General features: G+C 67.3%; 12 protein-coding genes. 2 read left to right on the forward strand and 10 right to left on the reverse strand.

The features are described from left to right. Positions 1-161 precede the first annotated feature (161 nt). The 8 genes from BOSE125_RS16010 to BOSE125_RS16045 all read right to left on the reverse strand — a co-directional run bounded on the left by BOSE125_RS16010 (position 162) and on the right by BOSE125_RS16045 (position 8603). A complete protein-coding gene (locus BOSE125_RS16010; RefSeq protein WP_159554171.1) occupies positions 162-788 on the reverse strand; it encodes a vitamin K epoxide reductase family protein in 627 nt (208 codons plus the stop codon). Positions 789-1024: 236 nt separating this feature from the next. After that, positions 1025-1351 (reverse strand): metal-sensitive transcriptional regulator, encoded by a 327-nt coding sequence (locus tag BOSE125_RS16015; protein ID WP_159554173.1) that lies wholly within the window; start codon positions 1349-1351, stop codon positions 1025-1027. 32 nt (positions 1352-1383) lie between these two features. Further along, positions 1384-3705 (reverse strand): cation-translocating P-type ATPase, encoded by a 2322-nt coding sequence (locus BOSE125_RS16020; RefSeq protein WP_159554175.1) that lies wholly within the window; start codon positions 3703-3705, stop codon positions 1384-1386. A 64-nt stretch (positions 3706-3769) separates the two neighbouring features. Next, entirely contained in the window at positions 3770-3991 is a 222-nt protein-coding gene (locus BOSE125_RS16025; RefSeq protein ID WP_188806898.1) for a hypothetical protein, read from the reverse strand. Then, positions 3988-4200, reverse strand: a complete 213-nt coding sequence (locus tag BOSE125_RS16030) for a heavy-metal-associated domain-containing protein (protein ID WP_188806897.1) — start codon at positions 4198-4200, stop codon at positions 3988-3990. The genes BOSE125_RS16025 and BOSE125_RS16030 overlap by 4 nt, the downstream gene beginning before the upstream one ends. A gap of 356 nt (positions 4201-4556) precedes the next feature. Continuing rightward, positions 4557-5759 (reverse strand): DUF418 domain-containing protein, encoded by a 1203-nt coding sequence (locus BOSE125_RS16035; RefSeq protein WP_159554177.1) that lies wholly within the window; start codon positions 5757-5759, stop codon positions 4557-4559. Between the two features lie 5 nt (positions 5760-5764). Continuing rightward, positions 5765-7375 carry a gamma-glutamyltransferase gene (locus BOSE125_RS16040; protein WP_159554179.1) on the reverse strand — a complete coding sequence of 537 codons (1611 nt, stop codon included), beginning with the start codon at positions 7373-7375 and terminating at the stop codon, positions 5765-5767. A gap of 526 nt (positions 7376-7901) precedes the next feature. Then, a complete protein-coding gene (locus tag BOSE125_RS16045) occupies positions 7902-8603 on the reverse strand; it encodes a C40 family peptidase (RefSeq protein ID WP_159554181.1) in 702 nt (233 codons plus the stop codon). A 382-nt stretch (positions 8604-8985) separates the two neighbouring features. Between BOSE125_RS16045 and BOSE125_RS16050 the strand changes: the two genes are divergently transcribed. Together BOSE125_RS16050 and BOSE125_RS16055 are read left to right on the forward strand one after the other, a co-directional pair. Continuing rightward, entirely contained in the window at positions 8986-9396 is a 411-nt protein-coding gene (locus BOSE125_RS16050; RefSeq protein WP_159554183.1) for a four-helix bundle copper-binding protein, read from the forward strand. Between the two features lie 115 nt (positions 9397-9511). Next, entirely contained in the window at positions 9512-10117 is a 606-nt protein-coding gene (locus tag BOSE125_RS16055) for a DUF305 domain-containing protein (protein WP_229672763.1), read from the forward strand. A gap of 167 nt (positions 10118-10284) precedes the next feature. Here the strand turns inward: BOSE125_RS16055 and BOSE125_RS16060 are convergent, their stop codons facing one another. Next, on the reverse strand, positions 10285-10953 hold the full coding sequence (locus BOSE125_RS16060; protein WP_159554185.1) for a DUF305 domain-containing protein: 669 nt from the start codon (positions 10951-10953) through the stop codon (positions 10285-10287). Positions 10954-10998: 45 nt separating this feature from the next. After that, positions 10999-13185 carry a copper-translocating P-type ATPase gene (locus BOSE125_RS16065; protein ID WP_159554187.1) on the reverse strand — a complete coding sequence of 729 codons (2187 nt, stop codon included), beginning with the start codon at positions 13183-13185 and terminating at the stop codon, positions 10999-11001. Between the last annotated feature and the right edge of the window lie 40 nt (positions 13186-13225).

The following is a 13225-nucleotide window of genomic DNA, read 5'->3' on the forward strand; positions in this document are numbered from 1 at the left end:
GGTCCCTGCAGTCCGGGTGCGCGTCGTCCCTCCACGGTGGGGACCACCTGCCCAGGGTCATGTCACGACTGTGGGCGCATGCCGGCCAGGGTGAGGGCATGGAGACAGAAGACCGCCAGTTCTTCAGCTGGCACGTTTTCGCGACGGGGAGGTGCTTCGATTTAGAAGAAAGCGTTGGAGAAGCGCAGCATGATCGAGGCCAGCACGCCCACGTAGAGCAGGACGATGATCGGCCAGGACCACTCCGCGGCGAACTTCTTAACCCTGGCAGACGCGGGGATCACACCGTGCTGGAGGTTCCGGGACGTCAGCAGGACGAAGAGGGGGATCATGCCGGCCCAGACGACCATGCAGTACAGGCAGAGGATGTTGATCTCGTAGACGGCCTGGCTCCACAGCCAGACGATGAAGACGAAGCCGGCCAGGACTCCGAGGTTCATGCCGATCCAGAACCAGCGGGCGAACCGAGCCCGGGCAAAGAGGCCCATGGCGATGGTGATGACGATCGGGAATGCCACCATGCCGATGAACTGGTTGGGGAAGTTGAACAGCTGGGACTGCCACGTCTTCATGACCTCGCCGCAGGACACCCAGGGATTGAGATCGCAACTGGTGATGTGGTTCGGATCGTTCCACAGCATCACCCGTTCCATGACCAGCATGAGGGTGCCGTACAGGCCCAGCAGGGCGGTGATCAGCAGCACCCAGGCCGTGCCGAAGGGCCGGGCGTACCAGCTCAGGGGGCGAGTTGCCTCAGTGCCGGGGGCAACGTCTGCGGGAGAATTCACGGTTCCATAGTAGGTCGTTGGCCCGCACCCCTCGGTGTCCCGTCATCCGTGTTAGTCCCAATGTGATTGTGGGCTCCTCTCTAACAGCACACTTCCGTCGGCACCGCGAGTGTCTCGAAGGGGTACACCCTCCCGACCGGGCTCCAATGGCGACTTCGTCGTGGACCACCTTGTTGCGATCGCGAGGGGCCCGTCCGCTAAACGGTGGGCATGACTCTGAGGTGCTGGCGGTCGGGTCAGGAGCGGACGAGACGTGCGATGGCGTCCGAGGCTTCTTTCATCTTGGCTTCGGCTTCGTCTCCGCCGAGCTGGGCGGCATCCACGACGCAGTGCTTCATGTGGTCGTCCAGCAGTCCCAATGCGACCCCGCGCAGGGCGGAGGTGAGAGCAGAGACCTGCGTGAGGATGTCGATGCAGTACTTCTCTTCCTCGACCATGCGGTGGATGCCGCGGGCCTGTCCTTCGATGCGCCTAAGACGGGCCAGGTACCGGTCCTTGTCGGAGATGTATCCGTGGTGCCCGGCATGGTGCGCGGCTTCGGTCGCTTCGGCGGGGGTGGTCATGGTGGTCTCCACTCGGTCAGGCGTCAGACGTTTCAGGTGGTTAGGGCGTGGGCCGGCTGGGATTCCGGCGCTGGACTGGCGGCCTGCACGGTAGTGCCGGCCTTGCTGGTGAAACCACGTAGCCGGAGGCTGTTGCCGACCACGAAGACGGACGAGAAGGCCATGGCCGCCCCGGCGAGCATCGGGTTCAGCAGGCCCAGGGCGGCCAGCGGAATCGCAGCGGTGTTGTAGGCGAACGCCCAGAACAGGTTGGTCTTGATCGTACCCAGGGTTTTGCGGGACAACCTGATCGCGTCCGCGGCGGCACGCAGGTCCCCGCGGACCAGGGTGATGTCGGCGGCCTCGATGGCCGCATCGGTACCGGTGCCCATGGCCAGGCCCAAATCCGCTTGGGCCAGGGCCGCGGCGTCGTTGACGCCGTCACCGACCATGGCCACGACCTGCCCCCGCTCCTGCAGCTCGGTGATGATGCGGACCTTGTCCTGGGGCATCACCTCGGCTAGAACTTCCTCGATGCCCACCTGGGCGGCGACCTGTTCGGCCACGGCACGGTTGTCACCGGTCAGCAGGATCGGCTTCAGGCCCAGGCTGCGGAAGAGGGCGATCGCCTCGGCGCTGGTGGCCTTGAGGGCATCGGCCACCACCAGCACACCGCGGACCTGCCCGTCCCAGGCCACGACGACGGCCGTCTGACCGGTGTACTCGGCTTGGGCCTTCGTGTCAGCCAGGTCCGCCGGCATGGTCAGGGACCAGTCGGCCAGCATGGTCTCGCGGCCAACGATGACCAGGTGTCCGTCGACCACGCCCTGCACGCCGCGGCCTTCGTGGTTGGCAAAGGCCTCGGGAACCGGCAGGGCTCCCACGCGTTCGGTGGCGCCGCGGGCGATGGCCTGGGCGATCGGGTGCTCGGAGGCGTCCTCCACGGCCCCGGCCAGGCGCAACAGCTCGTCCTGGCCGGTCCCGGCAGCGGGGTGCACGCCCTGCAGGGTCATCTTGCCGGTGGTGACGGTCCCGGTCTTGTCCAACACGATGGTGTCGACCTTGCGGGTCGATTCCAGCACCTCCGGGCCCTTGATGAGGATGCCCAGCTGGGCGCCGCGACCGGTGCCGACCAGCAGGGCAGTGGGGGTGGCCAGGCCCAGGGCGCAGGGGCAGGCGATGATCAGCACGGCCACGGCGGCGGTGAACGCGGCGGCGGCCGGGAACCCGGCACCGAGCCAAGCGGCCAGGGTGGCCACCGCGATGGCGATCACGATGGGCACGAACACCCCGGAGATCCGGTCGGCCAACCGCTGGATTTCTGCCTTGCCGGTTTGGGCGTCCTCCACCAGCCTGGCCATCTGCGCCAACTGCGTGTCGGAGCCGATGCGGGTGGCGCGGACCACGAGCCGGCCGCCGGTGTTGACGGTCGCCCCGGTGACCGGGTCGCCCTCGGCGACCTCCACGGGCACGGACTCGCCGGTGAGCATCGAGGCGTCCACCGCGCTGCGGCCGGTGACCACGACGCCGTCGGTGGCGAACTTCTCCCCGGGACGCACCACGAACTCGTCGCCCACGGCCAGTTGGTCGGTGGGGATGCGGGTCTCGGCCCCGTCGCGCAGCACGGCCACGTCCTTCGCGCCCAGGTCCAGCAGCGCGCGCAGCGCGGCCCCGGCCTGGCGCTTGGAGCGCTTCTCGAAGTAGCGGCCGGCCAGGATGAACAGCAGCACCCCGGCGGCGACCTCGAGGTAGATGTTCCCGGCCCCGTCGGTGGGGGCCACGGACAGCTCGAAGGGGTGTGTCATCCCCGGGGTCCCTGCGGTGCCGAGGAACAGGGCGTAGAGGGACCACAGGAACGCCGCGATGGTGCCCATTGAGATCAGCGTGTCCATGGTGGCGGTGCCCTGGCGCAAGTTCATCCAGGCGGCCTTGTGGAACGGCCAGCCAGCCCAGACGATCACCGGTCCGGCCAGCGCCAAGGACAACCACTGCCAGTACTCGAACTGCAGGGCCGGGATCATCGACATGGCGATGACCGGGATGCCCAGCACCGCGGCGCCGATCAGCCGGTGCCGCAGGGACACCAGCTCGGCGTCGGGGTGGTCGTCTTCCCCGTCTTGGTCCTGCCGGCCGGTGCCGGGCAGTGTGGCGGCGTAGCCGGCCTTCTGAACCTCGGCGACCAGGGACTGGGGGTCGTAGCCAGCCGGGGCGCTGATCCGGGCTTTCTCGGTGGCGTAGTTCACCGCTGCGGTGACGCCCTCGAGCTTGTTGAGCTTGCGCTCAATCCGGTTCGCGCACGAGGCACAGGTCATTCCGCCGATCACCAGTTCGACGTCGGTACTGCCCGCCTCAGGCGTGACCAGGGGTGCAGACATGGGGTTCATCCTTCTTCCGGTGTCGCCGGGAGGTCCGGCCACACTCATTGATCCTTGGCCAGAGTCAGAGGTCGTCGTCCGTGTCGGCTGGCTCAGGCGATTCGGCGGGGGCGGGGTGTTCCTCCTGCCCGTCGGCGGGGTGCTGGTCCATCCGCAGCTCCTCAGCCTGCTGTATCCAGGCTGAGACCGTTTCGTCCGGCACTAGGGCTCCGCCGGCCGCGAAGGAACCAGCGAAGACCACCGCCAGCCCCGCAGCGTAGGCACCCAGCCGTCCGGCAGTATTCACGCCGACCGCACCGCCTGGTAGCCAGCCTCCTGCACCGCAGAGATGACCGCGGTTTCATCGACGGGTTCGGCGCCGGTGACCACGAGCGTCCCGTCCTGGTGGCTCACCTCGACCGACTCAACGCCGGGGACCTCCTCAACCTCTTCGCGCACCGACATCTCGCAATGCCCGCAGGTCATTCCGGTCACCTGAAATTCAGTGGTGTTCATGATCTCTCCCGATTGGACTTTATACCCCAGGGGGGTACGTTACGGTCTTATTTATACCCGCAGGGGGTATCCCTGTCAAGCACCATCGGGAAAGACAATGGACCAAGCTGGAATCGCCATCCGGCTCGCGATCGGCAGCGTGGGTGCCGTTGGCACCCACGCACAAAAGTGTCGAGCGTGGATTGCCAGCACGCACACCACTGACCTCAGGAAGAAGGCAAAACGACTTGGGCTTGGCAGCCGCGTTCGTCTATGGAGTGATCAGGCTCCAGTCGGATCCGGTTCATGCCGATTACACAGCGCAATGCTGGATACGGGAGATCCTGAGCACGCATATCGGCAGTGGACGGTGCTTGTTACCCGTTCCGTTCGGATGTCGTTTTCCGCGGCGGCAGGCGCAACAGTATCTCCAACGGGCCGGTCTGGAACCGTCGAGTCCAGAGCCAGGAGAAGACGACCGCTGCGGTGCACAGGACCGCCGTGACCAGGATCCCTTCGGCCAGGGAGCCCGGGCCTGGGCGGACGATGACGGCCAGGGCCAGTAGGTGTCCCACGTAGACGGTCAGGGACAGCCGGCCGGTGGCCGCCAACACGGACAGGTGCCGGGACGCGAACCTTTCCCCCATCAGGCACAGGCCCAGCACGAACAGCGCGGCACCGGAACTGGAGACCAGCCACAACGGCATCTGGGAATGGGCGGTTGCCGAGACGAGCCGATCTAGCCCCACGATCCGGCCCGGCGCGCCCAGGACCAGGATGAGGAGCTGCGAGAGCAGGTACGCGCCCACGGCTGCCACTGCACCCCACAACACCAGCCGTCGGTGCAGGGCCGGGTTCCTCAGGTCGATGCGTCCGAGCAGCATCCCTATCAGGAAGGGGGCCGCCCACACCACCAGCGGGTAAGACCCCGTGAAGAGGATGCCGCCCAGGATCTCAGCGGGTGGGTCCAGCAGGGTCGGCTCCGTGACCTGGAACGCGTCAGATTCCCTCCGCGCTGCCAGCCAGACCAGCGGGCCGAGGACCAGGGATGCGCCGGACAGGGCGGCCAGCAACCAGCCGGGTGCCTTCAGCAATGGCAGACAGGCGATAAAAAGGAGCCCATACAGGGGCAGGATCACACTCGCCTCATGGCCAGCCAACTGCAGGGCCAAGCCGCCGACCAGCAGCAGCGCCGCCCGCCACAGGAGGGTACGCCACGGCATGGACGCACCGCTGGGAGCGCGCACGGACCGGGTCATGATGGATGTCCCGACCCCGGCCAAGAGCATGAACAGCAGGGAGGCCCGCCCCAGGGGGAGGTCGTACAGCGTGCCCAGGATGCCGTCGGCGCCCCGGGGGCCCACGTTGACGGCGATCATCCCGATGATTGCCATCGACCGGGCGACGTCCAGACCGACCAGTCGTCCACCTTGCCCTCTGCCGTCGGACTGTCCGTCGCTGGCGCGTCCCACGCTGGATCCGTGGGCGTCACGCCCCGGTTGACCGGTTCCGCCGTCGGACGGACGCGGGGTCCGCCGTTCACCGTCGGGCTGGTCGAAGGAAAAGGGGACAGTGCCCATGGCTGTCATTCTGCTCCCGTCCGGGAGTCGGCGATGGCCACGTCTGCTTCCCGGCGGTTGTCCCTGGCACCGGTAATCTGACCGGTCTCGTAGTTGATCTCCAGGGCCTGCACGGAACCGAAGATCGCTTGGTCACGCTCGGTGCGCTGCAGTTCCCAGTCCCGTGCCGCGATCAGTTCGGCTAGCTCGGGGGAGGGCTCCTCCTCTACGGCCAGCACGCCGTCCTGCAGGTGGAATCGGGGTGCGTCCACGGCCTCCTGCAGCGTGGCGTCCCGCAGGCCCCACGCCACCAGCACGCCGGTGAGGATGTTCGGGATCTGGTGCCCGCCCGGGCTACCCAGCCCGAGCACCGGCCGGCCCTGATCGTCGAGCACCATGCTCGGGGCCGACCAGCTCACGGACTTGCGCCCCGGCTCCGGCTGGTTGGCCTCCGACTCCTCCGTGGCGAACCGGGAGAGTTGATTGTTGAGGAAGAACCCTCCCACGTACTCCGACTCGCTGCCGCCCCAGAAGCTCGTGAGCGTGTTGGTCATCGACACCGTGAAACCGTCCTGGTCCACCACAGTCAGGTGCGTCGTGTTCCCAGCCGTCACGGGCTGACCGGTGGCCTGCACCAATGCGTCCCCGGCACCGGGCACGGCGCCCTCGCGGGCGTCCGGCCCCGTGGAGGCGCTGGCGTCGGCTCCGCCGGCCAGCAGATTCACCTGCTCGGCGATCCGGGCGTTGGCTTCGGGATCCGTGATCCGATCGACGGGAACGTCCACGAAATCCGGGTCGCCGATCAGGTGCTTCACCGAACCCTCGGCCGCGATCCATGCCTCGGACAGCCGGTCTACGTATCCGGGGCTGCCGGGCTCGTGGCCGTCGATGCCCAAGGCCTCGGCGAGCTGCAACTGCTGGACCAGGGCCGCACCGGGCAGCGGAGGGGCAGCCGAGAGGACCTCGTAGTCTCCGACGACACCGCCGACCGGCACGACCTGCTCCGGCTCATAGGCGGCCAGGGAATCGGCGTCCAGACCGTCAACCCTGGTCAACTCCGCAGCCAGGCCGCCGGTATAGAAGGACTCCGGTCCCTCCTGGGCCAAGGAGGCCATGGTCTGAGCCAGATCCCGCTGAACCAGCCGGTCGCCGGCGGCCAGCGGATCGCCAGAAGCGTCATGATAATGGTTGAGCCCCTCAATGGAGGCGGGGCCGAAGTCGGAACGCAACCGAAGAGACAAGAACTCCGAGACGGGGAAGCCATCGCCCGCCAAACCGATGGCCGGCTCCAGCACCTGGTCCCAGTCCAGGTCGCCGTGCTCGGCATGCAGCTCGGCGAGTCCCGCAACGAAACCGGGAATGCCCGTGCCGGAGTCCGGGATCCTGCCGTCCTGGGCCACCACTTCGCGGTAGTCGAAGCTGACCGGTTCGCGACCTGGGCCGGCCAGGATCGCCGATCCCCCGCCACCGATCCCGGAGGCATAGGGCTCCACCACGGCCACGGCGAAGGCCGTGGCCACAGCGGCGTCGGCTGCATTGCCACCCTGGGCCAGGATGTCCATCCCGGCCTCGACGGCCTCCGGATGGGCCGCAGCCACGGCGTGCTGCTGGAGTTGCTGTCCCGGCTCGGGTTCCATCGTCGGGCTGGTGGCAGCCGATGATGGGGCAGCGGGCGCGCGAGAGGCGGAAGCGCCGGAGCCGGCGCCGTCTGCTTCCCCAGGGAGGTTCGGCACGGGGGAAGGCGCGCTGCACGATGTCAGTAGCAGTGCTGCGACCAGGGCAGAGGCGGTCCGGAAGGCGATGCTTGTCATGAGGTCCTTCACGACGGCGGGGACTGGGAATATAACGTTTGAGTCACGAATGATTCTTGTCCACGTGCGATCCCAGATCAGTTCGCCGCGCCGGCGGAGGCACCGCCGACGCGGGAGAACCGACACGCAGCCGACCAGCTCCCTAAACGGTCTGCGACCGACGCGGGAGCATGTGTTGCACAAGCGGACTCTTCTCGTTCAGCACCCGTGTGGACCGCGGCCGGGACGACCTTCACCAAGGGTCCCGCCTAACCGCTACGTCTAATCTGAGCCCACCAACTGGAAGAGATGCAGTCAAGCACCGATCGGCCCTGCAGGCCTTCACCTTGCGAGCAGGCTGATCCCGTGCCGTTCAGTAGCGGGCAGCGGTGCCCATCATATTCCAGGGGCTGTAGTCGACATCCGTCACGGCCACCCCCATCTGCGGGTTGCGAGCGTGGGCGATTTTGCCGTCGCCGATGTACATGGCCACGTGGTAGATCCCGGAGGCCGAGCCGTTGTTAGACCAGAAGACCAGGTCACCGACCTGGAGGTTGTCCAGGGAGACGTATTGGCTAGCGGCCGCATACTGGGCCTTGGAGTTCCGAGGCAGCTCAATGCCGGCCTGCGCGAACGCGTTCTGAGTGAAGCCGGAGCAGTCGTAGCCGGTCGGGCCATTACCACCCCAGACGTAACCGACGCCCGGATCGGCAGCCTTGGCCGTAGCCCACTGCACGGCCGCCCCCCAACCAGTGCTACTGGAGGAAGCAGTGGAGTAAGAGGCCCGCTGGATGTCCTGGGCCGGCTCACTGCTGGTCCCGGACGAGTGCGTGTGAACCCTGGAAGAGCGGGACGTCTCGGCTGCGGTACCGCCCTCCCACGTCCAGGAATTAGCAGTGGAGCCGCTGGGCGCGGAGTAGGCGCCCTCGTTGGCTGCGGCCGGCCCCATGCCGGCCACCGTGGCTCCCACCACGGTGGTCAGGCCAACCGCACCCATGGTGAGGGAACGGCGGTACTGGGAACGGCGGGCCTGGGCCTCAGCCTCGATGCGGGCACGGCGGGTGGGGTAGGACATGGGTTACCTCGGTAGACATTGGCGTACATGTTCTGGACTTCTCCCACGGCCTCGCAACTCGGCGTCGAGCAAGCTATCACTTAGCCGAAATGGTCCGTGACCAGAACGTTATGCAACAATACGGATCCGTTATCAGGTCGCAACTTGCCGGAGTGCCAAGTTCCGAGCCGATGCAGGGTTGAGCCGGGACCGGAAAGGCCGTCATCTCGGGCCTAGCCGCCCGCTCGAACGGCCCGAGCGGAGCCCGTGACCGGCTGGGATCTTCACGGAATCTTCAAAGTTGAGCCCTTTATCCGGGCCGGGCGGGGGTCTACGGTCGGTTGCATGGCGGGCCGGTTCCGGCCGGTTCGTCTTCCGAACCGCACCGATGAAGGAGTAAGCCATGACCCATCACGTGAGCTCGATGCTGGATACCTACCCGAAGGACCTGGGCGACATCGACCGGCAGAAGTTGGCCGAGTGCATCGAGGCCTGTTTCGAGTGCGCTCAGACCTGTACGGCCTGTGCGGACGCGTGCCTGGCCGAGGACATGGTGGCCGAACTGAGGCAGTGCATCCGGTTCAATCTGGACTGCGCCGACATCTGTGCCACCACCGGGGCGGTGCTGTCCAGGCAGACCGGCAACAATGTCGAGACCACTCGTGCCCTGCTCGAGGCGTGTCGGACCGCCTGCAAGACGTGCGGGGACGAGTGCGCCTCCCACGCTGAAATGCATGAGCACTGCAAGGTGTGTGCTGAGGCTTGCCGGCGCTGCGAGCGGGCCTGCGCCGAGTTGCTCGCCTCCTTGGGCTGAGCGCAGTCCAGGCCCATGCCGGAATGCCGGTCAGGGCCAGCAGCACGTGTTCCACGGCTGCTGGCCCTGACTGGCCCGGCGGTACAAGAGCATCCCCGCAGAAGGAGAACTCGACGTGTCAAAGACAGAGCACAGCAGTGACCAGGGTGGTGATCGCGGCGGGGGTCATCAGGCGCCCAGCCGCTCCCTGAAGATGTACCTGCGGTTCGCCGCGATGATCCTGACCGGCATGGTGGTCATGTATTGGACGATGTTCGCCGGTTCCTGGGAGTGGGGACACGTCCGCTGGAGTGAGAGCAGGCTGTTCATGGCCTTGACCATGGGCGGGGCGATGGGGCTGGTGATGCTGGCCTGGATGCTCAACATGTACCGGAACGCGAAGGCGAACATTGCTGTGGTGCTCGTGAGCGCGGTGCTTCTGGGCGGCGGCATCGTCCTGGACCGCAGCCAGGCGACCGTCAACGACAGCGATTTCATGCGCGCCATGATTCCACACCACTCGCTGGCCATCACGAGGTCCGAGCGGGCCGGTATCGAGGACGTCAGGGTGTGTCAGTTGGCCGTGGAAATCAGCGAGGCCCAGCGGAGGGAAATCTTCGAGATGGACTGGCTGATCCAGGACATCCAGGACAACGGGATCGTCACGACCCCCGAGCAGGCCCAAGCACGGTCCGTGCCTGACTACGAGGAACCGGCCGAACGCCAGTGCCCCACCGACTGACGGATCCCCAGGGCGCACCCCCAGCAATGTCGGGATCCCGAGTCGGTTGGAGGTCCAACCGATGCGCCAGGACCTACACGGCCCCACCCAGGATGGAGGGGGCCGTGTAGGTCCTTGGTGCGGCAGCGGAACGGGCAGAGCCGATCAAGAGGGGGCCGTGGATCCCGTCAGAGGTTTCCGAGCATCTGCTCCATCTCGGCGATCTCGGCCTCTTGGGCGGTGATGACCTGCTCGGCCAGGGCCACCGCTTGGGGGTTCTGGCCGTTGTCGACCTGGTCCTGGGCCATGTCGACGGCGCCCTCGTGGTGGGCTGTCATCTGTTCCAGGTACAGCCGGGCCGCCTCGGTGCCCTGGGCTTCCTCGAGAGCGGCCATATCCTCCTCGGACATCATCCCGGACATCCCGCCGTGGTCCATGCCCTCCATCTCTGCCATGGGTTCCGCGTCCCAGGCGGTGAGCATGGCATTCATGCGTTCGATCTCCGGTCCCTGGGCGTCGATCACCTGCTGGGCGAAGTCCGCGACTTCGGCCGGGACGTTGTCCTTGGCCAGCAGCATCTCGCTCATTTCAACGGCCTGCTCGTGGTGAGGGAGCATCATCTGGGCGAACATCACGTCCGCGTCGTTATGCTCGGCCGAGATCTCCTCGGCCGAGCCGGTAGCCGTGGCGGACGGGGCAGCGGTGTCTGTGGCCGTGGAGGTGGCAGCAGCCGAGCTGGCGGCCGGGGTGGACTCGGAGCCGGCGCCGTTGTCCTCGGCACCGGTGCCGCCACAGGCGGTCAAGGCCAGGGCGGAGGCCAAGGCCAGGGCGGCCAGGGTGGTGGTGTTGCGTTTCATGGGTTTCCTTCCATTGGGGTTTCGACATAGGGTCCAGGGCCGCGATCAGCTGGTGGCCGTCGCGGGCTGGAGTGTGGTGTCCCGATCCGAAGGGCTGGCCGGGGCCAGTCGGGCCGGATCCAGATCGGTCCGGCGCAGCAGTTGGGCGTTGAGGGCGACCACGATGGTGGACAGCGACATCAGCACCGCCCCGACCGCCGGAGAGAGCACGAACCCGATCGGGGCGAGCACGCCGGCGGCCAGAGGAACAGCGATCAGGTTGTAGCCGGTGGCCCAGGTGAGGTTCTGGATCATCTTGGTGTAGCTGGCTCTCGAAAGTTCGATCATGGACAGCACGGCGCGTGGGTCGTTGCCGGCCAGCACGACGCCGGCCGATTCCATGGCCACGTCAGTGCCGGCACCGATGGCGATGCCGACCTCGGCCCGGGCCAGGGCGGGGGCGTCGTTAACGCCGTCGCCGACCATAGCCACGCGCAATCCGCGGGACTGCAGCTCGGTGACCTTGGAGTCCTTGTCCTTCGGCAGGACTTCGGCGAAGACCTCGTCGATGCCCAGGTCCGCTCCCACGGCCTCGGCGACCTGACGGGCGTCGCCGGTGATCATGGCGACCTTGATCCCGCGGGCGTGCAGGGCGGCCACCGCGGCCCGGGACTCGGGGCGGACGCGGTCCTCCACGGCCACCGCCCCGATGACGGCGCGGTCACGGACGACGTGCAACACCCCGGCCCCTCGCTCGGTCCAGGCCTGGGTGTCAGCGCGGAGGTTCTCGGGGGTGTCCAGGGCGAGTTCGCGGAGCATGTTGGGTCCACCCACGAGGACTTCGGACCCGTCCACGGTCGCTTTCACCCCGCGGCCGGTCGCCGACTGGAACCCAGTGCCACGCAGTCCCAGCGCGGCGGCTTCGGCATGGGCGGTGGCGGCTGCCACGATGGCTCGGGCCACGGGGTGCTCGCTGTCGGCCTCGGCCGCGGCCGCGTAAGCCAGCAGATGTGCCTCGGAGGTGCCTGGGGCCGGTGCGGTTCCGGTCAGCACGTGCGCGCCCTCGGTCAGGGTGCCGGTCTTGTCGAACAGGACCACATCGATGGTGCGCATCCGCTCCAGGGCCAACCGGTCCTTGATCAGCACCCCAGCCTTGGCGGCCCGTTCCGTGGAGATCGCGATCACCAGCGGGATCGCCAGGCCCAGGGCGTGCGGGCAGGCGATCACCAGCACGGTGACAGTGCGGGTGACGGCGTCGTCCGGCTGGCCGATGGCCACCCAGACGATGGCGGTGATGATGGCTGCGGCGAGGGCGAACCAGAACAGCAGCGCGGCAGCCCGGTCGGCCAACGCCTGGGCGCGGGAGGAGGATTCCTGGGCGTCAGCGACCATCCGTTGGATGCCGGCCAGGGCGGTATCGGTCCCGACGGCCTCGATGCGGACCCGCACGGTGTTGTCGGTGGCCACAGTGCCGGCCACCACCGTTTCGCCCACGGTGCGGGCCACGGACCGGGATTCGCCAGTGATCATGGACTCGTCAAACTCGGCCGTGCCCTCAGTCAGGGTTCCGTCGGCAGGCACCCGCGCCCCAGAGCGGACCAGGACTGTGTCCCCGACGGCCAGATCACCGATCGCAACGGTGACGGTAGTGCCGTCCTCGGTGACCTTCTCAGCCTCGTCCGGTAGCAGGGCGGCCAGGGCATCCAGGGCGGAAGAGGCCGCGCCCAGGGCGCGCATCTCCATCCAGTGGCCCAACAGCATGATGACCACCAGCAGGGCCAGTTCCCACCAGAAGTCCAGCATGAACCCGCCGATGCCCAGAGACGTGATCCAGGAGGCCACGAAGGCCACCGTGATGGCCATCGCGATCAGCAACATCATCCCGGGCTGCCGGGAGCGCAGCTCCGTGATCCCGCCCTTCAGGAACGGCATGCCGCCGTAGAAATAGATCACGGTGCCCAGCACCGGGGCGATCCACTCCGAGCCCGGGAACTCGGGAACCCGGTAGCCGAGCAGGTCGGCGACCATGTGGCTGAAGACCACCACCGGGATCGACAGGACCAGTGAGAGCCAGAACCGGTTCTTGAACATCGCCACCGAGTGTCCGGCATGTTCCCCGTGGTCGTGGACCGCGTGGTCTTCATCCACCGCGGAGTGGGCGTGTCCCTGGGGCATGGCCTGACCGTGGGTGTCCTCATCGGCGTGCTGGTCATGGTCGGCGTGATGGTCGCCGTGGTGGTGCGAGGTGCTCATGATATTTCCTTTCCCTTGACCCCTACGGGTCCGAGACAGT

Source organism: Citricoccus sp. K5 (assembly GCF_902506195.1).
Classification (GTDB): domain Bacteria; phylum Actinomycetota; class Actinomycetes; order Actinomycetales; family Micrococcaceae; genus Citricoccus.

What these genes read in the sequence shown, in the direction of transcription:
- BOSE125_RS16060 (WP_159554185.1), bottom strand. Translation starts at nt 10,953, where the DNA reads ATGAAACGCAACACCACCACCCTGGCCGCCCTGGCCTTGGCCTCCGCC.
- BOSE125_RS16020 (WP_159554175.1), bottom strand. Translation starts at nt 3,705, where the DNA reads ATGTCTGCACCCCTGGTCACGCCTGAGGCGGGCAGTACCGACGTCGAA.
- BOSE125_RS16015 (WP_159554173.1), bottom strand. Translation starts at nt 1,351, where the DNA reads ATGACCACCCCCGCCGAAGCGACCGAAGCCGCGCACCATGCCGGGCAC.
- BOSE125_RS16065 (WP_159554187.1), bottom strand. Translation starts at nt 13,185, where the DNA reads ATGAGCACCTCGCACCACCACGGCGACCATCACGCCGACCATGACCAG.
- BOSE125_RS16045 (WP_159554181.1), bottom strand. Translation starts at nt 8,603, where the DNA reads ATGTCCTACCCCACCCGCCGTGCCCGCATCGAGGCTGAGGCCCAGGCC.
- BOSE125_RS16040 (WP_159554179.1), bottom strand. Translation starts at nt 7,375, where the DNA reads ATGGAACCCGAGCCGGGACAGCAACTCCAGCAGCACGCCGTGGCTGCG.
- BOSE125_RS16050 (WP_159554183.1), top strand. Translation starts at nt 8,986, where the DNA reads ATGACCCATCACGTGAGCTCGATGCTGGATACCTACCCGAAGGACCTG.
- BOSE125_RS16030 (WP_188806897.1), bottom strand. Translation starts at nt 4,200, where the DNA reads ATGAACACCACTGAATTTCAGGTGACCGGAATGACCTGCGGGCATTGC.
- BOSE125_RS16035 (WP_159554177.1), bottom strand. Translation starts at nt 5,759, where the DNA reads ATGGGCACTGTCCCCTTTTCCTTCGACCAGCCCGACGGTGAACGGCGG.